The organism is Pseudoalteromonas sp. NC201 (assembly GCF_002850255.1).
GTDB lineage: Bacteria > Pseudomonadota > Gammaproteobacteria > Enterobacterales > Alteromonadaceae > Pseudoalteromonas.
The window spans coordinates 3586265-3608656 of sequence record NZ_CP022522.1; the positions used below are offsets into that span (position 1 = coordinate 3586265).

The following is a 22392-nucleotide window of genomic DNA, read 5'->3' on the forward strand; positions in this document are numbered from 1 at the left end:
CGTGAGAATCACTGATACGGCGGTAAAGCGCCCGATCTTCGCGATCGTTATTAACTTACTGCTGCTGACCTTTGGCTTAGTGGCATTTACTATGCTACCGCTGCGCGAATACCCTGATATTGAAACCCCAATAGTCAGTGTAAGCACTAACTACACAGGCGCATCAGCGGAAGTAGTAGAAACCAAGATCACCCAAGTATTAGAAAACCGGATTTCGGGGATCGAAGGGATCAAAAGCATAAATTCAAGTAGCCGCAATGGTAGTTCCAATATCACTATCGAATTTAATATCGATCGCGACATCGACGCTGCTGCAAATGATGTGCGTGAGCGCGTTTCTCGGGCGCTGGATAGGTTGCCAGAGCAAGTTAGGCCGCCTGAAGTATCGAAATCAAACAGCGACGAAAGCCCTATCGCTTGGTTTGTACTCAACAGCGAAACCATGGATACCTTGCAGCTTTCAGACTACGCCCAGCGCTTTATCGTTGACCGCCTGGCGGTTGTTGATGGCGTATCGAATGTACGTATTGGCGGTGAACGTCAATACGCCATGAAGATTTGGCTAGACCGAAAAGCGATGGCCGCTCGTGGAGTCACAAGCAGTGATATTGAACAAGTGCTACGCAGAGAAAACGTAGAATTACCCGCTGGCGAAATAGAATCCGTAGACCGTGATTTCTCTGTTCGTATTGCCAGAAGCTATAAGACTCAAGAAGACTTTGACAACCTAGTGATTAAGCGTGGCGAACAAGGCTATTTGGTGCGACTTGGTGAAGTCGCGCAGGTGGTACTTGAAGCCGCTGACGACGAAAGTACCTTCCGTGGTAATGGTAAAAATATGATTGGCCTTGGCGTTGTAAAGCAAGCCAAAGCCAATACGCTAGAAGTGGTCGACAACGCCCGTAAAGAGCTTGAAAAAATAAAACGCAACCTGCCTCAAGGTACCACCATAGAAGACAGCTACGATTCTTCTATTTTTATTCGTGAGTCCATTGCGGAAGTATACAGCACACTTGCGATTGCCATGGCGTTGGTGGTACTCGTTATCTACATCTTCCTTGGCAATATCCGCGCTACGCTGATCCCTGCTGTTACCGTGCCGGTAGCCTTAGTTGCAACCTTTATGTTCTTGCTGGCCATGGGGTATTCTATCAACTTACTGACGCTTCTTGCACTTGTGCTTGCCATCGGCCTTGTGGTCGATGACGCCATTGTAATGCTGGAAAATATCTATCGCCGTATCGAGCTTGGCGAACCCAAGTTACTGGCGGCATACCGTGGCGCGCGTGAAGTAGGCTTTGCCATCATTGCAACAACCCTGGTTTTGGTTGCCGTGTTTATTCCCTTGGTCTTTATGGATGGTCGTATTGGTGCCCTATTTACCGAGTTTGCCTTTGCAGTAAGTGCTGCGGTGCTGTTCTCCAGTATTACCGCGTTGACCTTGTCTCCAGCCCTTTGCTCCAAAGTATTAAAACCTAGTAATAAAGAAAACCGCTTTAGTCAGTGGATGGACCGTCGATTTACTCGACTAGAACAAGGGTATCGCCGTGTTTTACAAGACAACTTATCGCGCAAATACAGCCTGATCGTGATGTTGGCACTAGCGGGTTTTACCAGCTATAGCCTGTTTAAACAGATCCCGTCTGAACTGACACCAAAAGAAGACCGCGGTACTTTCTTCGTTATGATGAATGGTCCTGAAGGGGCAAGCTACGAAAACAACTCGCAAAATATGGCAAAAATTGAAGAGCGCCTACTTCCTTATGTAGACTCAGAGGAACTTAGCCGCGTGCTTATTCGGGTACCTGGTTGGGGTGGTCAAGGCGGTGTTGCTATTATCGGCATGCCAGACTGGGATGAGCGAAAACGCTCTACTTGGGAAGTCATGGATGAGATCAGCGGTAAAATGCAAGATGTTACAGATATTCGCGCCTTTGCTATTATGCGCCGTGGTATTGGCGGCGGCGGTAACTCACGCCCCATTGAGTTTGTACTACAAGGCAACGACTATGACGAATTGGCCGCATGGCGTGATCGCATCCTAGAACGCGCACGAGAAAATAAAGGACTGGTTCGCCTCGATCACGATTACAAAGAAACCTTCCCACAGTTTTTGATAAGCATTGATAAAACCAAAGCCGCAGATTTAGGCGTGTCGGTAAGTGCCATCGGCCAAACGCTAGAAACCATGCTGGGACAACGTCGTGTTACCACCTTTATTGACCGCGGTGAAGAATACGATGTGATCTTAAAAGGCACCAAAGCCGACTTCTCTGCCCCAGATAATATTTCTGATATTTATGTGAAATCTCGTAGCGATGAGCTCGTGCCATTAGACAGTTTGATCACCATAAAAGAAGAAGCCACAGCTTCTCGATTAAACCGCTACAACCGTATGCGCGCAATCACTATCACGGCAAACCTCGCTGGCGACTATACACTGGAGCAAGCGCTCGACTTTTTAAATAAAGTTGCCGCCGAAGAGAATGATATCGACGGTGCCATCGACTACAAAGGCGAGTCACAGCTGTTTTATGAAGGTGCATCAGCGATGACCTATGTGTTCATTCTGGCGCTCACCGTTACTTTCTTAGTATTAGCCGCACAGTTTGAAAGCTTTGTCCATCCACTGGTTATCATGCTCACCGTACCGCTGGGCTTAGTCGGTGCGATGTATGGATTATTTATCACCGACAGCACGCTAAACATTTATAGCCAAATTGGTATTGTCATGTTGATTGGCCTTAGCGCCAAAAACGGTATCTTAATCGTGGAATTTGCTAACCAATTGCGTGACAAAGGCATTGCCTTCGAACAAGCCATTGTTGATGCTGCTGCGCAGCGATTAAGACCTATTATTATGACCTCGCTAACAACCGTGATGAGCTCTATCCCGCTTGTGTTTGCAACAGGCCCTGGGTTCGAAAGCCGCATGGTGATCGGTGTCGTGATTTTTGCCGGTGTCAGTGTTGCCACCATTTTAACCTTGTTTGTTATCCCAACCGCCTATACTTTACTAGCTAAGCAGACGCAATCTCCAGAAGAGACGACAAAACGCCTTGAGGAGCAGTCGAAACAACATCCTGAGCAGGAGGTATAATGGCAACTTTACAAACCGCAACTTTTGGTGGTGGTTGTTTTTGGTGTATTGATGCGGCATTTCGCCGCGTCAATGGTGTTGAGTCAGTGCAGTCAGGTTACGCAGGTGGCCACACAGATAATCCCACCTATCAAATGATATGTCGGGGAGACAGTGGTCATGCTGAGGTAGTCCAACTGCAATTTGATGCCGATATTGTCAGCTTTGATACTTTGCTTAATATGTTTTTTACCCTGCATGACCCAACGCAGTTGAATCGCCAAGGCAATGACATTGGTACTCAGTACCGCAGTGTAGTGTTTTATCATGACCAGCAGCAACAGCAGCAAACTCAAGATTGTATTGCGCAGCTTCAAAGCCAGTTAAGTGAAAAAATAGTGACTGAAGTTAGCCCAGCGCCTGAATTTTATCCTGCTGAGCACTATCACCAAGATTATTACACTGAAAACCCAAACCAAGGCTATTGCAGTGTGATGATTGCTCCTAAAATTGCAAAGTTTGAAAGCCATTTTGCGGCGAATTTAAAACACTAAACTTGTGTGCCGAACGCAATCGATTGCGTTCGGCTTACGCCTTACGGCAACATAGGTATAGCAAATACATAAAAGCTAGTGCGGCCATCTTTAATCCGCAAATGCCCACGCGTTACTTCCATTTCTAAATTCGCAGTATCACCAGGTCTTAAGGTATCTAAGCCTTTAAGCGGAACAACACCTGAATTGATTAACTGGGCGTTGTGTTTAATGACCTGCGGAATATCTTCGCTCATATCCACACCCAAGAATTCAAACACATCAATCACAATACGGCTAAATTCTGTATAAAGCTTGTCAAAAATCCCCGGAGTCAAGGTATCTATCAAATCGAGGATCCACGGCAGCTCTACTTTTGTCGTCACCACAGGCTTAAAGCTAGAAATTAAAGGATCTAACTCAAGCTGCTGGGTACGTACATCATACTTACCTTTGATGGTGACATTTTCGTTGTTAATATAGACATGGATATAAATATTCATCCCAAGCTGCTTCTTACGAAACTTAGCGTAAGACTTCAAATCGAAGCCATCGATCAACACCGGTACTTTATTTTGTGCATCGACTCTACCTGCGATTTTCATATGCATAGTGCCGTAGAGACTAGTCGTGTGGCTTACTTTATTTGAACTAGATTGTGCGGCAATATTATTGACGATATCGGTCGTCAACTCTTTGTAGTTATGTTCTACATTCGAAAATTGCTGATGAATGATATCTGAAACCTGCGTATACATTTCCTTTGGACCTTGGCTAGATGTTGTCCTGCCAGTAGACCAACACTCTCCACCAGTATAAATCACAGGCACAGATATAGGCGTTAGGTGATCGTTGCCGGGGTGGCGATAATACATCATGCTGCGGATCCGATTACAGGTTTGCGATGGCGCGTTAAACCAAGCGAAATCGCCCGTCATTGATTGTGTTGAAAATTGAGGTTCAAGCTGATTTTCAGGTAGTGAGGCTTGCGCTGATGTGACAATCCCAAACGTGAGTAACCCAAATAATAGTGACTTCATGTTCTTTTCCTTAAGGTAGTAATAATACAAATCAAATCTATTATCAACCACACATAAAGCAGAACACCAGTTACAAATGTAATGCAACTAGGGCCTGTTGATCTTTCAAGTTTGTTTTTGCAGCAGTTTGACTGGTATTTATACAAGGCAGAGCCTGCGTAGCATAGTTATTCTATGTAAGTCAGGTGATAACACAGTAGAAATGCCAGTCAAGCGCTGCCCTTTGGGTTCACCTGAGTGCGCTTTGTTCATTGTTGCTCAACTTTTGCCTAGATTACTAGGCGGCAAGTCGAGCGTCGCGATCAAAACACACTCAGAAGAACAAAAACCAAACAGCAAAGGTCAACAGGCCCTAAATGATAAATAAGAAAAGTGATCCATTACTCATGATGGATCACTCTGGGTATTGAAAAGCAGTTAACGCATTAGAAGCTGTAGCTCACACCAACGTAGGCTTGTCTACCTAGTGGCTTATAGCCCAGTAAAGATCCATCTTTTGCTTCGCCCGCTGTGGCATTGAAATAACGCTTATCGGTTAAGTTTTCAATTCGGCCATTTAACTTGAATCCGTCGAAAAACGTATAGTTAGCAGCTAAGTTAAACAGCGTATATGACGGTAAAGTCACTGTATATGCACCTTCAGCTCCCCATACTTTATCGTCGCGATTACCTCTATGGACTAAGGTCAGTGTTGCATCGACATTTTCCCACTCTTTACTGACTGAATAAGTTAAGGTGCGTCTCGCTCTGCGCTGTAATTGCTTATCGGTATCTGCGTCTTTAGCACTCACATAGCTCACATTTACCGTATGCTCGATACCAAAGTTGTCTTCAATTTCAACAGAAAGATCAGCACCTTCAAAGTCAGCGCGCTGAACATTGTAAGGGATGTATTTCCATTTATCATTTTGCTGATAAACGATTTTATCGGTAATACGGTTATCGTATACCGCAGCTTCCACACGGAAGTTCTCGCCGCTCCATGTAACAATAATTTCGTTATTAGTAGCTTCTTCTGGCTTAATATTTGGGTTAGGTAAATAGTAAGGACTATCAATCACAAACGCCTGTGATAAAGAAGGTGCTCTAAAGGCAGTACCATGATTCAACTTAACACTTAGGCCATCCATGAGTTGCTTGCCTACAGCAACCGTGTAGGTGTTTGCACGACCATGAAAATCATAATCATCCGTTCTCAGTACAACCTCTGCCAGCCAATTTTCATCGTTGTAAAACCCACCGAGTGCTAAAGATAAATTATCACGCTCAGGCTCTGAAAAAGAGGCGGTAGAATCACCAACATCTTCATTTAGAAAGGTAAAGTTACCCGTGAAGATCAAAGCTTCAGTTAAACTATATTGCGACTGATATTCAAATTGGCTGCGTTTGGTGACATAAGCGTTATCGTCAGCACTATTACCGATTTGAACATTTTGTTCCTTACCTAAGCTGTATGACGCACTTTGGCTAAACTTATCAGTACGTCTTTTCCACGCCAACTTATTGGTGTAGTTATGGAAACGGTAAGCATCACTACCAAAAGAGTCATACTCCCCCTCACCTTCACTGTACTGTGAACGTAAGCTAAAAATGCCACTTTCTTCATCACCATACTGCACATTTAAACCGGCATTACCGTTATAATATCCATCACGGTCATGGTTTTTTGTGATTGCAGCTTCAGGGTCTTTCTCAATCACATCATAGCCATCGGTATGAGTGTAACCCGCATTAGCTGCAATACTAAACTTGTCTTTTTTGTAATTTACCGTCGCTTCGGTCTTGGAGTAATTGTTACTCCCAGTCGTAAACGCGATAGTATTGTTATTCCCTTCGCGACTAATAATGTTAATCACGCCAGCAATGGCATCTGAACCATAAATCGCAGCTTTGGCACCACGAATGATCTCAATTCTTTCGATGCTATTAAGTGGTAAATTAGTGAGCGAATTGTCACCGGAGTTTGCATCCGTCACTCGAACCCCATCGATTAACACTAGCGTATGCTTAGCGTCATTACCGCGTAGGAATAAACTCACGCTTTGGCCAAAGCCACCGTTTCTAACAGCTTGAATACCAGCGACATTATCGAGTAGCGATACGACATCTTGAACATTGCTTTTTTCAATTTCAGCGCGACCTATAACCGTAATGGCAGACAATGCGCTTTCTAGAGATTGTTCAAATTTATTGGCAGTAACAGTGATATGTTCAACATTTTGATCCGCAAATGCTGAAAAAGAGAGCGCCGTCGCTATCGCCGCGCTTAGAGCAGTTTTATTTAACATGGTTTCCCCTAACTTGTACCCACCGTACAAGAACACAAAGTGACTGTTTCAAGGCCGGTCTCCGGGCTCAGTAAATCTGCAGATTAGCAGTTCACTCTACCGTTGCGGGGGCAGCGCTGGCATAGAACCGATCCAAGCTAATCACGTGTAATAAACTGTCTTACTCAATTTATTATTGATTCACGCAATTAGATGTTCCCTTGTGTTCGCACCAGTTTCCCGATTATCTATACACTTAGCAACCACACTAGGTTGTGTACAGCACCTTGAAAATGCGAGGCTATTGTCTTGGGTTTCGGAATGATTGTCAATGGACGTCTAGAAATCCAAAAGTGCAATCTATGCACTTTTGGAATGAAGTAAAGCGTAATTAGTCGCGGAAGTTTTTGAATTGAAATGGTTGGCCAAGCTCACCGGTACGAACCAATTGCATCGTTTCTTGCAAATCGTCACGCTTTTTACCCGTTACACGCACCGTATCGCCTTGAATTGATGCTTGAACTTTAACTTTTGAGTCTTTAATAAGCTTAACCAGTTTTTTCGCCATCTCTTTGTCGATGCCTTGTTTTAACGCCACCTTGCGCGATACGTATTTGCCTGAGCGTTCAATGTCTTTTAGCTCGAAGCTTGCCACATCAAGGCCACGCTTTGCCGCTTTACCCACTAACATATCAAACAACTGCATAACTTGCTGTTCTGCTTCCGCTTTAAGGTTGATCATTTCACCGTTAAGCTCGATTGATGCATCTACGCCACGAAAATCAAACCGCGTATCAAGCTCGCGAACCGCGTTGTCTACGGTATTTTTTGCTTCTGTCATATCAATTTCAGATACAATATCAAATGAAGGCATGCTTCTCTCCTAAAGTCATTTTGGCTCGATTATAGCAGTTTATGCTTAATTTGAGTTACTTTAAGTTTTTAAACAGCGTATTAGGATGTTCACCCAATGGACAGTTTTCGATGGTATACTGCTCGCTTAGTCATACAGAAGTAGGATGTATTGTGACACGGCGCGTTTATAAAGCTCTTTTGATTATCTCTTTAATTATATGTACGGTGCTATTCGCAAAGGAAATTAGCTTGTCTCCAAAGCTGTTCCCAAATATCGATAAAGTGGCGCATTTTGGTGTGTTTTTTGTGCTTGCGTTTATCTCTCACCATGCTTTTAAAGTGAAAGTATGGACACACATAGTACTGCTGTCCTTGTATGGTGCAGGAATTGAGTGGATGCAACATTCATTACCGTATCGCCAAGCATCCACCGCTGATTTTTTCGCTGATTTAGCCGGTGCGGTCAGTTATTTTGTTCTATTTTATATTTGGGCAAGTTGGCGCAACAGAAAACATGGCTAACATACATATTTTAGGTGAAGGGGCGATAGGATTACTGCTCGCCCAGCACCTTAGTCAATCTCATCCAATTACGCTGATCACTCGAAACAAACGCGCGGCGACTTATCGCTATCAAACAGCAAGTATTCAACAAACCATCCCATGCAGTACAAAAACGCTTGCAGAACTTCCAGCTAGCAATATAGATACGCTAATCATTCCTGTTAAAGCATATCAGGTCATCGAAGCACTCCGAGCGCTTCGCCCTGCACTTTCAAAAAATGGCACGCTAATCCTTAGTCATAATGGCATGGTAGATTGGTCTGGTGAGTTAGCAGCGCTTGATAAAACGCAATCCGCCTACTTCTTAAGCACATCTATCGCAGGCTATAAAGTCGCAGACACTGTGCATCATACAGGACAAGGTGCAACTTGGTTTGGGCCGTTAAATTTACCAGCTGAATGCCACTACCAGCGCGTATTCTCGCAACTGTTTAGCACATTTGACAATGCTCAAACCACGTTTGACATCATGCCAACACTTTGGAAAAAGCTGGCGGTTAATATTGCCATTAACCCGTTAAGTGCATTGGAACAAGTCGCAAATGGTCAGCTAAGACAGCCCAAATACGCGGCCCAAATCCTTAATTTAATGAATGAAGTACAACTTGTGGCCACAAGTACAGGCGTGAACTTAGCGCTTAGTGAGCTAGTCACGCTTGCTTACACCGTAATGGCGCAAACTGCAAACAATCGCTCTTCAATGAATCAGGATATCGCGAATAACAGACGCACAGAAATTGACGCCATGTGCGGGTATATTTGTGAGCTAGCAGCGAAGCAAAATATCGATGTGCCGTTTAATCAACAGTTACTTGAGGAAGTGAATAAGCGCTGGCAGCTAGCGCGACAATAGACTTAACTTCTCGGCGGGTAAACCGCCCCCCACAAAGTTATTTGCACAGCGAATTAGGGATACAGCTCGTTGAGAGTTTTTGCAATACTTGCAAGCAGCTTAACTGCTAAAACCGTAGAAGGTTTCATAAGCAGCTAATACCAATTGAATTAATTCTCTAATCAATTTGAAGGGTGAAATAGCATATTAGCTTCGTTAAAAATTTCTCATTTAGAACAACTAAATAGCAAAATTTTTGCCTTGCTACTAAAGCTATTTCCCCGCTTCAAGATAGATCATTTACTTAATACAACTGGTATAATTCCCCTTTCATCACACCTGAGAAGCATAAGCCGATATGCAATGCACCGGCGGGATGTCGGTTGCTTTCCTATCAGTTTTTTGGTTTTAGGCTTCAGTATGATGTCGGGGCGACGTTTTCTTGATTCGCTCGATTGTGTCGTTTCAAAAGAATGAACTAGGAGCGCATGGCTGCGCTTTGATACTAACTGTGGAGGGCAGCTACAAAATACCTAGTAAATAAACGAGGATAAACAAGCAACCTATAACCTCCCCACAAGACGTACGTTGGGTAAATCCTAAAGTCTCACCCAACGCTTGTTAACACGCTTTTTTAAGGACGGTACACCTTGACGTTTGCATAGCCATTTTCATGCAGAATAAGTGCTTGTAACTGGCTCATTACGCCTTTCGAACAGTACAAGTAGTATGCTTTGTCCTGTGGTAAGTCGCCAAACTTAGTGGCTAATCTAAAGAAAGGTAAGTGGATCACTTGTGCACCATCTAGCTCTAGAGGGTTTGCATCTTCCTCTTCTGGAGAACGAATATCCAGTACCACCGCGTTGTCCGGTAATTCACTTACCGATTCCGCTTCTTTCACCTCTTCTTTTGCTTCAGCTTCAATGTCGCGAATATCTTTTACCGTCGCGTTAGCTACAACCGTATTCAATACATCAAAGTCAAACTTTTCTTCTTCAGCTAATATCTTGTGAAGCTGTGCTTTTACCGTTGGTTTTTGAGAGATCACACCACAATATTCAGGCATTGCTTCTGCCATTTCATTGGTGCCAATCGCTCTGGCAATACGAATGATCTCTTCTTTATCGTGTTGAATAAGCGGTCGTAATATCAGCATCTCTGTGACACGGTCAATCACGTTAAGGTTAGCCAAGGTTTGGCTCGATACCTGACCAATACTTTCACCAGTTACCAGCGCAGGGATCCCTAAACGCTCTGCAACCACAGCACCTGCACGCATCATCATGCGCTTTAGTACCACGCCCATTTGTCCGCTTTCGATATTTTCAAGAATTTCTGCAACAACCGGCTCAAAGTCAATCGTAATAAATTTAACTTTGTGGGTAGAGCTAAATTGTTTCCACAAATAGTGGCTCACTTGCTTAACGCCAATTTCGTGGGCTGCGCCACCTAAGTTAAAGAACAAAAAGTGCGTTCGCGCGCCTTTTCGCATCATTTGATAAGTCGCAACACCCGAGTCGAATCCGCCAGAAACCAAAGACAGCACGTCTTCTTGCGTTGGTAGTGGGAAGCCACCTAGACCAAAGTGCTGGTGACGAACGATGTAGGCTTTATTGTCTTTGACTTCGATTTTAACCGTCACATCAGGTTTTTTCAGTCTTACACTGGCACCCTCTACATTTTGGTTTAAACCGCCACCAACATAACGCTCCACGTCGCTTGAAGTAAACTCATGCTTACCTTGGCGCTTTACACGCACGCAAAACGTTTTGCCCTTGATCAATGGCTCAACCAAAGCAATCGTTTGTTGGTAGATATCATCAAGCGTGTCGAACTGTGTTTCTTGCACCTCAATAAACTGCACAATACCTGGCGTGCGTTTAAGGTGGTCGATCAGACCAAGACGGGTTTTCTCGTCACTTAGCTCGCTCGTCACTGAGATATTGTCCCAGTTATTTTTAACTTTTACGTTTTCGTCAACGCGAACCAACAGCATTTTGATGTTTTTCTCTAATACTTTGGTAAAACGCTTACGGACGGATTTGCTCTTAATAGCAATTTCGGGATGTAATTTGACGATAAATTTAAGCATAAAAGTCACTCTACTACAGATCGATTATCGGTTGCGATGACGCACTGATTTGACCTAAGCGGACTTTATCGTGGCGCACACTGACCGAGGACAGTTCGGGCGCGCGAGTATATCAAACTCAGAGCCGATTAGGAAATAAACAAACCTTTTCCCTTTGTGCTCTACAAAGAAAGCCTTTTGCCGTGCTCACCCAGGCAAAAGGCCCGCTTAATTATTTCAGGCTAAGCAATACTCGGTAAGCTCGCCTCTGCTAATGCTTGATAATGCTGCTGAAGTTGTGCCACTTTCGGTGCGCTCATGGGCGTCGCGTAAGGTTTAAAAATCATCAGAACTTTAACAATACCATTGTATATATCTTGTTGCTCAAGGACGCCTGTCATTCTTCTGGCTTTAACATAGGGAGTCCAGAAACTAACGGTCATTTTCAACATATGCGCGAGCTCTTTAGCATCGTCATCATCTATGGTGATCACGCCTGTATCTCTTAGACCAATTACCACAGCTTTTACTTGCTCAAGTAAGCGTAACTGAAAAGCAATGTAGTTTTTTTTCAATTCATCATCACGAGCCAAGATGTCTGTCAGATTGTCGTAGAAAAAGTGATAACGCCACATCAGGTCGAACAAGGAGTCTAAATATTGAGTTAGCTGCTCAAGCGGCTCATTGTGCTGCTCCAGTGGCTTAAAGTGCGTATTTAAATGCTCGCTATAAAGCGCGAATATTTGCCGAATGATGTCTTCTTTATTTTTAAAATGATAGTACAAATTGCCAGGACTAATCCCCAAACTGGACGCTATATGGTTTGTCGTAATCGCGCGCTCTCCATGCAAATTAAATAACGCGATGCTGGTACGTATTATTTTTTCCTTGGTATTCATTACGATTCTCTATCTTTGTTGATAACGTGGTCGCGCTATTGCTAGTGTTAATAGGCTATTGCGCGCTCCATGTGAAAAAATAGCACTAATTTTACCTCTAGATAAGCTTAGATCCGACAAAGCTGACCAGTGTTTTTTCAAAAAAACCTTGTTACCATACAAAAAAATTCAACATAATTACGCTTATGAAAGTCATCGCCCTCTACCCTGGCACATTTGATCCCCTCACTAATGGACATGAAGACTTAATCAAACGTGCAGCAAAAATGTTTGATACCGTGATCTTGGCAATTGCCCATAACCCAAATAAACAGCCTTGTTTCTCACTAGAGCAACGTGTTGCTTTGGCTGAAGAAATTTTAAAGTCACATAAAAATGTAAAGGTGATTGGGTTTTCAGGATTACTCGTTGATTTAGCGAAAGAGCAAAAAGCCAACGTGCTGATCCGCGGTATTCGCGCGGTGTCTGACTTTGACTATGAGTTCCAGCTGGCCAATATGAATCGCCGTTTACATCCCGATTTGGAAAGCGTATTTTTAACGCCATCTGAAAAGAATTCATTTATCTCGTCAACTTTAGTAAAAGAAGTTGCACTTCATAAAGGCAATGTCAGTGAATTTGTTCACCCGCTGGTTGCCAAAGCTTTAGAGGAAAAACTACACGGATGAAAAAGTGCCTATTATCCCTAGCCGTATTGGTTGGTACTTATGCGCATGCTTCACCTTGGATAGAGGTGTCACAAAGTGAGCTTAAACACAGCATAGATTTACTGGTTGCAGAAGGCGTGATAAATCGCCCAGTTAATCAATATCCTCTGTTGTGGAGCGGCATTGTTAATGACCTTGCCGCTATTGATGACAGCAATCTCTCTGAAACCGCAAGCTTTGCATTGGCACATTTACGCCATGCGCTAAAACAAGCAAAAAGAGAAAGATACAGTAGTGTAAAAGCACATTTTAACGGTGCTGAAGAGCGCTCAACAGGCTTTGGTGAACGTCAAAATGAACGTTCAGGCTTACGTACTTATGGCGTTATTACAGGTGGTGCTGTTAGCGCTAAAGTTGCGGTTAACTACGCAGATGAAAGCCAAGATGGAAAATACGTTAATCACCACGGCAGTCACCTTGCAGTGTTGTTTGGTAATTGGTCTCTCAGCGCTGAGCGACTGAGTTACTGGTGGGGCCCGAGCAACGAAAATGCGCTGATGCTTTCAAACAACGCAGCCCCCATGAAGGCGGTTCGTTTAAGTCGTGCCAATAACAATTATATTGGACCGAGCTTTTTCTCTTTCGTTGGTCCTTGGCAAGTGACGGCCATTATGGCAAAACAACGCCCAAATATAGCCAGTAAAAAGGATGGCGACTTTTGGGGGTTTAGAGCGGCTGCTTTTCCAATTCAAGGGTTAGAACTTGGCTTTAGTACAACATCCAGCGACTTTGTTTATCAACAACAAAACCTTGAAAGCGAAAAGCAAACGCAACGCCTCACCAGCGTTGACTTCAAATATTCCACTCGGATAGCTAATCAACCGCTCGCTTTATACGGTGAGTTTGCAGGCAATAATGCCAGTGGTGCATTACCAAGCAATCCAATGTACACCCTAGGTATTGAAAGCTACTGGGGTGGTAAAGACTATCGTCTCAAGAGCTTTATTGAATATTCAGATACAAGCATTGATTGTAAAGACGAGCTAAAGCTCGCGCTTTGCCCAAGAGACAATACAGTGGATTCAACGAACTACAGCGAGCGCGACCTCTGGCTTGGAGCAAGCTCGGGATTGGATGCTAAAAACCTCACATTCGCGTTAGATTACTTCAGCACGGATGGCATTGGCGCCTATGCCAAACTGAAACGAGTTGAATTTGACACACGAGATGTTGAACGAAACCAGCTCGAGCTCGGTTACCAACAAGGCGTGTTTGGCGCGCTTGCAAAAATAGGCGTAAAAGCATGGCAAGATAAGTCTCAGGAAGAAGACGAAAGCCACGCAGCACTTACGTTGAGCGTGGAATATCAGTTTTAACGAGCGGCCATCGCCGCTCTTTTATTGTGGCGTATAATCCAAGAAGATCTTTAGGAATAAGCAAAACGACAATTAAAAGCTAATCGGTTATATACATTCCGATAGTGTATAACCAGTAAGCACAAAAACAGCAAAACGAACACAACACACTGATAAGTAAGTAAAAACCACAGTTTAAATCGACTAAATTTTCAAGCTACCCTAGCTCTCACCTTACTTATAGCCCATTTAATACCTAACCAATCTTTATTGACTAATAAAGAAGCAACCATAATAAAGTCCACAGAAATCACTATGTATGAGTATAAATACCATAAGAACCAGCGTGTTACATTTTCATAAATATATGTATCTATAAACATAAAGAAGAACATTAAAGTATTAATAACCAAACCTACCGTAATATATAAAACGCCAACTTCGAGCTTTTCATCTTTAAAAAAAGTATACGCGACTAGAAAAAGAATCAATAAGGTAAAGAGATCAAACAAAGCAAATATTCCGTGAATAGCCGTATTGTAGCTATCAGAAGCAATGATAAAATCACTTACAAAGTAGGAGGTAAATAACAGGATAGAAGCAAAGAGTAGCTGTAAATTTTTCTGGACTTTTAGTATATAAAAAAATAGATGTAGCAGTGAGGCCATCAAGAAGCCCCATATTACAAGGGCTCCTATACTCATACCAAAAAAGTCATAAATTAACATTAATCATTAGTACGGTTCTTTAGACCCAGGCGGAATTATTGCACTTCCACGTGCGCCAGATACCATCTCAAGTTTACTTACAGATTGAATCACCTTATCAGAAAGTGGCTTTGCTTGACCAGTTGTTTTAGCTTGATTTTTTCTCGCTAGGATTGTTTTTATCATGAAATTTCCCTCAATATTTACAAATTAGTCTTAACTCTAAAAGTGAGTCATCTAAAAATTATCGAGATTTACTTAGCACGAAGCACGCCAACATTTATTAAATCAATTTCAATCGGTTGATTTACATACAGAAAGAACGCTTACTAGCGCTCTTTCTTATTCTGTAAAAGCTTAGTGTTAAGCCACAAATTTACATGGAATACTTAAGCTAGATGTTTGTTTTATAATGAAATCCATCGCAATTTCATCACAGTTATCTTTGCGCAAACACAACTCGCAGTCTTTCATCACTTTTTCAGGCAAGCTATCTTTGGTACAGTTGTTAAAACCTTGTTTCATAAAGAAGCCAGGTACTCTAGTTAGCACAATAATACGATTGAGTGCCAATTTTTTGGCTTTCACCAGTAAATGCTCGACTAAAAGTTGCCCCTGTCCCTTTATTTCGCTTTCGGGATTTACACCCAAAGAGCGAATTTCAGCAAGCCCAGTGTCGTAAATATACAAAGATGCACATCCTGTCACTTTGCCATCGACCTCTGTCACCGCAAACTCATTGATACTATGGATCATATCACTTTTCGCTCGCGGTAGGTTCTCACCTACTTTAGCCCAATATTGGATCAGTCCGGCAATGGCTTCAACATCATCTAAATTGGCATCACGCACTAGGATTTTTTGCTTTTTTTTTGCCGTTTTAATGGCATTGGTCACTTGTGGCAATGAGGTGCCGCCTAATGCTTTACGAGCGGCAATACAAGCGTCAATTTCTAGTACCGGGTAGACATCCTCTGCAATTACTGCGCTGACTTGCTGGAATTCTTCTAAGCTCAGATCCTCGAGGTTTTGCCCCTTACTAATTGCTAACTGCACTAATTCACCGACGATGTGATGGCCTTCCCTAAACGGTATTCCCTTAGCAACGAGATAATCAGCAAGCTCTGTCGCATTGGCGTAACCACCTTTTGCAGCCGCTAACGTCTTATCACCATTAACCTTAATGCCTTTAACGCATGCTTCAGCCATATGAATACACGCAAGCCAAGTTGGCATGGCATCAAATAGGCCTTCTTTATCTTCCTGCATGTCTTTGTTGTAGGCCAAGGGCAAAGCTTTAAGCGTCATCATCATGCCGCTAAAGGCGCCAAAAACTCGACCTGTTTTGCCACGGATCAACTCTAAGGCATCAGGATTCTTTTTCTGTGGCATCAAGGATGAGCCGGACGTCACGCTGTCGACCAAATCAATAAATCCAGATTCACCAGAGTTGTAAAAGATCAAATCCTCTGCAAAACGAGATAAATGCATCATCGAAATAGACGCACAACTGAGTAGCTCAACCACAAAGTCACGATCAGAGACCGCATCTAAACTATTGCGAGAGGCTTCTCTAAAGCCAAGGTTTACAGCTAACATTTCACGGTCGATAGGATAAGCAGTCCCCGCTAGTGCACCTGAGCCAAGTGGGCACACATTTAACCTTTCAAGCGCATCATTTAAGCGCGACTCATCACGCTCAATCATCTCAACGTAGGCCATACACCAATGACTAAAGAGCACGGGCTGAGCACGCTGTAAATGGGTGTAGCCTGGCAATATAGTACCAAGCTCCTGCTCTGCGAGTACCACAAGAGCTTGCTTGAGTGAACTCAGTGCCACAAGCAATTGCTGCGCCGTTTTCCGGCTCCACAATCTAAAGTCTGTGGCTACTTGGTCGTTACGGCTTCGACCTGTGTGCAGCTTTTTACCTAAATCACCCACTTTGTCGATAAGTTTAGCTTCAACATAAGAATGAATATCCTCATGTCCCGCGGTTGCTACACTGCGCGGATCAGCAATCACTTCATCCAAAAGCTGTTTCAGCGCTGAGATGATCTGCTGATGTTCGCTTTCAGTTAATACATCTACTTGCTTTAGCGCACCCGCCCAAGCGATAGAGCCAACAATATCTTGCTCTGCCAATTGATAATCAAATGGCAGAGAATCATTAAATTGCTTAAATGCCTCATCAGGACCTGATGAAAAACGGCCACCCCATAATGCCATCTCGTTCTCCTACCTTAAGACTGCTTTTGCTTGTTTAACGCCGCTATCCGGCTAGATAGTGAGAATAGACGAATGAATCCCTCCGCATGAGATTGGTCATATACATCATCTTCACCAAATGTGGCAAAATCTTCGCTGTATAAGCTATTGATTGATTGCTTTTGCACTGCATGTACATGGCCTTTATAAAGCTTAAGTACCACCTCACCAGTTGCCTGCTGTGCGAAAGACTCTGCGGCAGCTAGAATTGAATCTTTCAGTGGGGTAAACCAACGACCGTCATAGACTAAGTGTGCAAACTCTTCGCTAAGCGCGGTTTTCCATTTACGACAAGATTTGTCTAAGATCAGCTCATCAATCGCTTGTAACGCAGCCATCATCACAGTGCCTCCCGGTGTTTCATAACAGCCACGAGATTTCATGCCGACCAGGCGGTTTTCAACGATATCCACACGACCAACACCGTGCTGCGCTGCAATCTCGTTTAACTTAACTAGGCACTGATAAGGGCTGTAGCTCTCACCGTTAACACCGGTGATTTCACCCTTTTCGATTAATACCGACACATATTCAGGCTGATCCGGAGCTGCTTCTGGAGAGTTAGTCATGGTCCAAACCTGGTCGCTTGGCTCATTCCATGGATCTTCCAATTCTCCACCTTCGTGAGAAATATGCCAAGCATTGGCATCACGACTGTAAATTTTGGTGGCAGAGGCTGCACAAGGGATATTACGCTCGGCCAAATAGTCAAGCAAAGATTCACGACTTGATAGTGACCATTCACGCCATGGTGCAATCACTTTAAGGTCAGGCGCAAGCGCTGAGAAGCAAGATTCAAAACGCACCTGATCATTCCCCTTGCCTGTACAACCATGCGAAAGTGCATCCGCGCCAACTTTACGAGCGATTTCAACTTGTGCTTTGGCGATAATAGGACGCGCCATCGAAGTACCCAGTAAATATGTCCCTTCATAGATAGCACCAGTTTTAAGAGTTGGATAAATATAGTCGCTAACCATTTCTTCTTTTAAGTCGACGATATGGCACTCAGAGGCACCCGATGCGATTGCCTTTTCTTCAACCCCAACCAGTTCTTCTTCACCCTGACCTACATCGGCAACAAAGGCGACAACTTCACAACCGTAGTTCTCTTTTAACCATGGCACAATCGCTGATGTGTCTAATCCACCAGAGTAAGCCAGTACCACTTTTTTAATCTTGCTCATGTTCTTTAACCTCAAACGTAATCTTTGTTTAACAGCGATACCAGCAATGCGTTTTGAGCATGCATGCGGTTTTCAGCTTGTTGAATAATTTTTGACTTTGGCCCGTCCATCACTTCGGAAGTAATTTCAAACTCACGATGTGCTGGCTGGCAATGCAAAATGGTTTGTGCGCCACACGCTTCAACCAATTGTTGGTTGATTTGATATGGCATAAAGGTGTCTTTCACCTGTTCAATTGGCGTTTTATTCCCCATCGAAACCCAAGTATCAGCGTAGAGCACATTGGCACCAGCCGCCGCTTCTACCCGATCACTGACCAGAACTGAGGCGCCATTTACCGCCGCAATTTGTTCAGCTTGCTTTACAATCTGTGCATCTGGAGAATGACCTTTAGGACAAACCGCCACAAAATCAGTACCTAACGTTGCCGCAAGCAACATTAATGAATGTGTTACGTTGTTACCTTCACCGAGATAAGCGATTTTGATCTGGCTGACATCGTCGTAAGTTTCAAATAAGGTGAGAAAATCAGCCAACGCTTGGCAAGGGTGATATAAATCACATAGGCTATTCACAACAGGCACCGACGAAAACTCAGCGAGCGTCTCAAGCGTGCTATGATGATTTACGCGAGCCACAAGGCCATCGGCCCAAGTAGAAATATTAAGCGCAAAATCTTTTACGGATTCGCGCGCCCCCATTGCACCGTTTTGCTGATCTAAATACACAGCATGGCCGCCCAGTTTATGGATACCGATATCGAACGACAGCCGCGTTCTTAAGCTCGGCTTTTCGAATAACGTGACAATCGATTTGCCTGCTAAGGCTTGGTTATATTCTTGCGGTTGATTTTTAATATTTTTTGCAAGCTTTAATAAGTTCAAAACGTTAGTTTGGTCTAATTCCAAACCAGTTAAAAAATGCTTAGTCATGGTGTTTTCCTACGGCAGAATTTGTGTACCTACGTGCTCACCATTGAGCAACGCAATTAAATTTTCTGGCTTTTGCCAGCTAGAGATGTACACCCCTCGTCGTAAGTGTTGGGCAGCGTGAAGACTGGTCTTAACTTTGACCTCCATCCCGCCCACAATGACCTTTTGCGCGATTAACGTTGAGATCTGTTCCGCGTTAAGTTGATTTAATGGCTGTTTATCGCCATCAAGTACCGCCTCAACGTCAGTCATAAAGATAAGTTCTGCACCAAGCTTACTGGCGATAGCTGCTGCTGCTTCATCCGCATTCACGTTGTATAAATGGCCGTCAGCGCCAATACCAACTGAACTAACAACAGGCAACCTGTCAAACTCCAACACCGCTTCAAGCATGCCCCCTTCACTCGCTTCACAGCTACCCACACGGCCAAGCGCTTTAAGCTTTTGAGTTGTGGTAAATCCTGCATCATATAAGCACAGCCCAACGGGCTTGAGCGTGGCGGTAATGGCATCCGCCATCAGTTGCTTGTTAGCACAGCCTGCAAGTGCACCAACAATATAGGGCATTTGCTCTTGCGGACTGATCCGCAGTCCTTGATGTTTTGCAGTAGCAAAACCAGCATCGGTAAGCCACTTATCAACCAGCGCCCCGCCACCATGAACAATCACAAACTGCTTGTGTGGTGCGTCCTGTTGAATTTGCTTGATAGCTGAAAACAATGCTTGCGCTGCACCCTCTTGATTCAACACCGCACCACCTAGTTTTATCACCCAAGTTTGTTTGCTCATGCTGATACTCCTAAACCTTGATAATGCTCAAGTCCTGCCGCCAAGTTCATACATTGTAATGCTTGGCCTGCAGCCCCTTTAAGCAAGTTATCAATCGCGACAACCACGATCAGTTGATTGCCCTTTTGCTGCCAACCAATATCAACAAAAGGCTGATTTTCAACGGCTTTGATTGATGGAAGTTGACTCCCCTTTAATCTGATCAGCGGCTCATCGGCAAGCACTTGGTAAGCGGCATCGACTTGATTTGGTGTGACATTTTCTTTCAGAGTGACGTAGATCGTTTCCAAGATACCACGCTTAAAGTTCCCTAAATGCGGCGTAAACAACACTGGGTGTTCAAGGTATTTTTCTATTTCTGGACTGTGTCTGTGCGTAAACAAACCGTACGGTGCAAGAGATATTTCGCAAAAGTGTGTGGTGACATTCGCTTTTCTACCCGCGCCAGTAACACCAGAAACAGCATTAATGATAACTGGCTGCTCTGTTATCAGATCAGCTTGTTGTAATGGCTTAAGTGCATTGAGTGCCGCAGTCGGATAGCAGCCCGCGACCGCCACCAACTTCGCCGTTTTAATAGCATCGCCATACCATTCAGCTAATCCGTATTGCGCTTGCGCTAACCAGTCTTGATGTGGGTGAGAAAAGCCGTAGTAATTTTCGTAGTCTTCATTGCTAGATAAACGGTAACCTCCAGATAGGTCAAAAACCCGTTTCCCCATCTGTAAAAATATCGGTGCAAGCTCTACGCTAACCTTGTGATCCGTGCATAAACACACATAATCCGATGATTGCTCTATCAACGAAAAAGCTTGCTCATTTAAGGGTTGCAGCTCAATATCTAGCAAGCCCGAATATTCTGGATATAAATCGCTGATGAATTTGTGTTTGTCTAAGCTTTGCTCAGATACAAAGCAATGTGCAAGTGTGAAGGCAGGATGCTTGGCAACCAGCTTAGCAAGCTCAGCGCCACTGTAGCCGCTCGCTCCGATTATAGATACTTTCAACATAGTGTTCTCAAGATTAAAAAAGTTTGATTAGGATTGGTTCTGCTAATTGTTGAAGTCAAATCGTCGCATTGCTGTTCCAAAATATATTTATGCTAAAAAAGTGAATTGATATTCACTCTAAACATCTTTATATTTTTATGCAAGAACTTTGAATAAGTATTTTAGGAATTTTTATGAAATTGCCCGCTTTTATGGAAATGTATCAGCAACTGATCGCCGCGCCATCTATCAGTGCATTAGAAGAAAGTCTCAACATGAGTAATCAGAATGTGATCCACCTACTCGCACAGTGGTGCGAAACGTTAGGATTTACTGTCGAAGTAACAGAGCTTGAACATGCAAAAGGAAAATATAATCTAATTGCAAGACGAGGTAATGGCGATGGTGGATTAATGTTGGCCGGCCACACGGATACCGTGCCGTTCGACGATAGCCGCTGGCAATTTGATCCTTTTAAATTAAGCGAGCAAGATAATAAATTATATGGTCTTGGAAGTATTGATATGAAAGGTTTTTTTGCTTTCGTATTGAATGCAATCTCAGAGCTTGATGAATTACAGCAAAATGCACCTATCATGATTTTAGCCACCGCCGATGAAGAAACCACCATGGCTGGCGCTCAGGAAATTGCTAAACATCCAAGCTTGAAGCCGGCGCGCTGCGTTATTGGTGAACCCACCGATATGGTGCCGGTATTTACCCACAAAGGCCATATGACGACCGCCATCCGTATAGTTGGTCGTTCAGGCCATAGCTCAGATCCAGAGCGTGGCTTAAATGCTATTGAAATCATGCATCAGGTGATTGCAAATTTATTAAAATTAAGAGAAGAATTAAAGAATAAATATTCAACTCCACATTTTGCTATTCCTTACCCAACTTTAAACCTTGGACACATTCATGGCGGCGACAATGCCAACCGTATTTGTGGCTGTTGTGAATTACATATTGATATGCGCCCTTTGCCAGGTCTGAGCATCAAAGAACTACAAGCCATGCTCACGGCAGCCGTAGCACCAATCAATACACATTATCCGAATAGTGTCTCGGTTATAGATATGCACGAACCTATTCCGGCTTTTACCGGCTCGACGGATTCTGCTTTGGTGAAAATGGCTGAACGCCTGTCAGGACAACAAGCAATTGCTGTAAACTATTGTACCGAAGCACCATTTCTACAACAGCTAGGCTGCGAAACTATCGTCATGGGCCCGGGTTCAATTAATCAAGCACATCAGCCAAATGAATATCTCAATATGGAAAAAATAAAACCATCTCAAGCGATTATTAAAGCGCTAATCAAAGATTGCTGCTTTAGTTAAACATTCCGAACGAACAAGAAAAGCCACCTTAGCTG

The 22392-nt window shown here is 43.6% G+C and carries 19 protein-coding genes and 1 riboswitch; of the genes, 7 read left to right on the forward strand and 12 right to left on the reverse strand.

The genetic code is table 11. The features are described 5' to 3' along the window. Position 1: 1 nt before the first annotated feature. Both PNC201_RS15745 and msrA read left to right on the forward strand, forming a co-directional pair. Positions 2 to 3100, forward strand: a complete 3099-nt coding sequence (locus PNC201_RS15745; protein WP_102057580.1) for an efflux RND transporter permease subunit — start codon at positions 2 to 4, stop codon at positions 3098 to 3100. Further along, positions 3100 to 3633: a peptide-methionine (S)-S-oxide reductase MsrA gene (msrA, locus tag PNC201_RS15750; protein ID WP_102057581.1), complete on the forward strand. Its 534-nt coding sequence runs from the start codon at positions 3100 to 3102 to the stop codon at positions 3631 to 3633. The genes PNC201_RS15745 and msrA overlap by 1 nt, the downstream gene beginning before the upstream one ends. A gap of 41 nt (positions 3634 to 3674) precedes the next feature. Here the strand turns inward: msrA and PNC201_RS15755 are convergent, their stop codons facing one another. From PNC201_RS15755 to PNC201_RS15770, 3 genes are all read right to left on the reverse strand, one after another. Further along, the gene (locus tag PNC201_RS15755) at positions 3675 to 4652 is read right to left on the reverse strand and encodes a hypothetical protein (protein ID WP_102057582.1); all 978 of its coding nucleotides are present in this window, start codon (positions 4650 to 4652) and stop codon (positions 3675 to 3677) included. A gap of 425 nt (positions 4653 to 5077) precedes the next feature. Further along, positions 5078 to 6940, reverse strand: a complete 1863-nt coding sequence (locus PNC201_RS15765) for a TonB-dependent receptor domain-containing protein (protein ID WP_102057583.1) — start codon at positions 6938 to 6940, stop codon at positions 5078 to 5080. A gap of 35 nt (positions 6941 to 6975) precedes the next feature. Further along, positions 6976 to 7224, reverse strand: a riboswitch (cobalamin riboswitch). An 86-nt stretch (positions 7225 to 7310) separates the two neighbouring features. Beyond that, complete coding sequence (locus PNC201_RS15770) at positions 7311 to 7793, reverse strand: YajQ family cyclic di-GMP-binding protein (protein ID WP_102057584.1); 483 nt, start codon at positions 7791 to 7793, stop codon at positions 7311 to 7313. A 152-nt stretch (positions 7794 to 7945) separates the two neighbouring features. Between PNC201_RS15770 and PNC201_RS15775 the strand changes: the two genes are divergently transcribed. Together PNC201_RS15775 and PNC201_RS15780 are read left to right on the forward strand one after the other, a co-directional pair. Further along, positions 7946 to 8296: a VanZ family protein gene (locus PNC201_RS15775; protein ID WP_174170590.1), complete on the forward strand. Its 351-nt coding sequence runs from the start codon at positions 7946 to 7948 to the stop codon at positions 8294 to 8296. Further along, entirely contained in the window at positions 8289 to 9191 is a 903-nt protein-coding gene (locus PNC201_RS15780; protein ID WP_102057586.1) for a ketopantoate reductase family protein, read from the forward strand. The genes PNC201_RS15775 and PNC201_RS15780 overlap by 8 nt, the downstream gene beginning before the upstream one ends. Positions 9192 to 9804: 613 nt before the next feature. Here PNC201_RS15780 and thiI read toward each other — a convergent pair. Together thiI and PNC201_RS15795 are read right to left on the reverse strand one after the other, a co-directional pair. Continuing rightward, positions 9805 to 11262 (reverse strand): tRNA uracil 4-sulfurtransferase ThiI, encoded by a 1458-nt coding sequence (gene thiI, locus PNC201_RS15790; RefSeq protein ID WP_010607129.1) that lies wholly within the window; start codon positions 11260 to 11262, stop codon positions 9805 to 9807. Between the two features lie 221 nt (positions 11263 to 11483). After that, positions 11484 to 12140, reverse strand: a complete 657-nt coding sequence (locus tag PNC201_RS15795) for a TetR/AcrR family transcriptional regulator (protein WP_102057588.1) — start codon at positions 12138 to 12140, stop codon at positions 11484 to 11486. 185 nt (positions 12141 to 12325) lie between these two features. On the opposite strand from PNC201_RS15795, the gene coaD reads away from it, so the two are divergent. Together coaD and PNC201_RS15805 are read left to right on the forward strand one after the other, a co-directional pair. Continuing rightward, the gene (gene coaD / locus PNC201_RS15800) at positions 12326 to 12808 is read left to right on the forward strand and encodes a pantetheine-phosphate adenylyltransferase (RefSeq protein ID WP_010374242.1); all 483 of its coding nucleotides are present in this window, start codon (positions 12326 to 12328) and stop codon (positions 12806 to 12808) included. Further along, positions 12805 to 14163 carry a capsule assembly Wzi family protein gene (locus PNC201_RS15805; protein ID WP_102057589.1) on the forward strand — a complete coding sequence of 453 codons (1359 nt, stop codon included), beginning with the start codon at positions 12805 to 12807 and terminating at the stop codon, positions 14161 to 14163. Before coaD ends, PNC201_RS15805 begins: the two co-directional genes overlap by 4 nt. 191 nt (positions 14164 to 14354) lie before the next feature. On the opposite strand, the gene PNC201_RS15815 is transcribed toward PNC201_RS15805, so the two are convergent. The 7 genes from PNC201_RS15815 to argC all read right to left on the reverse strand — a co-directional run bounded on the left by PNC201_RS15815 (position 14355) and on the right by argC (position 21032). Next, positions 14355 to 14810: a hypothetical protein gene (locus PNC201_RS15815; protein WP_233525185.1), complete on the reverse strand. Its 456-nt coding sequence runs from the start codon at positions 14808 to 14810 to the stop codon at positions 14355 to 14357. A gap of 66 nt (positions 14811 to 14876) precedes the next feature. Then, entirely contained in the window at positions 14877 to 15035 is a 159-nt protein-coding gene (locus tag PNC201_RS23405; RefSeq protein WP_167310205.1) for a hypothetical protein, read from the reverse strand. 177 nt (positions 15036 to 15212) lie between these two features. Beyond that, complete coding sequence (gene argH, locus PNC201_RS15820) at positions 15213 to 17078, reverse strand: argininosuccinate lyase (protein WP_102057591.1); 1866 nt, start codon at positions 17076 to 17078, stop codon at positions 15213 to 15215. A gap of 14 nt (positions 17079 to 17092) precedes the next feature. Beyond that, positions 17093 to 18304 carry an argininosuccinate synthase gene (locus PNC201_RS15825; RefSeq protein ID WP_010607125.1) on the reverse strand — a complete coding sequence of 404 codons (1212 nt, stop codon included), beginning with the start codon at positions 18302 to 18304 and terminating at the stop codon, positions 17093 to 17095. A gap of 11 nt (positions 18305 to 18315) precedes the next feature. Further along, positions 18316 to 19236 carry an ornithine carbamoyltransferase gene (locus tag PNC201_RS15830; protein ID WP_010374249.1) on the reverse strand — a complete coding sequence of 307 codons (921 nt, stop codon included), beginning with the start codon at positions 19234 to 19236 and terminating at the stop codon, positions 18316 to 18318. Positions 19237 to 19245: 9 nt separating this feature from the next. Next, positions 19246 to 20025, reverse strand: a complete 780-nt coding sequence (argB, locus tag PNC201_RS15835) for an acetylglutamate kinase (protein WP_010607124.1) — start codon at positions 20023 to 20025, stop codon at positions 19246 to 19248. After that, entirely contained in the window at positions 20022 to 21032 is a 1011-nt protein-coding gene (gene argC, locus PNC201_RS15840; RefSeq protein WP_199539706.1) for an N-acetyl-gamma-glutamyl-phosphate reductase, read from the reverse strand. The genes argB and argC overlap by 4 nt, the downstream gene beginning before the upstream one ends. A gap of 176 nt (positions 21033 to 21208) precedes the next feature. On the opposite strand from argC, the gene argE reads away from it, so the two are divergent. After that, positions 21209 to 22357 carry an acetylornithine deacetylase gene (gene argE / locus PNC201_RS15845; RefSeq protein WP_102057593.1) on the forward strand — a complete coding sequence of 383 codons (1149 nt, stop codon included), beginning with the start codon at positions 21209 to 21211 and terminating at the stop codon, positions 22355 to 22357. The last annotated feature ends 35 nt before the right edge of the window (positions 22358 to 22392 follow it).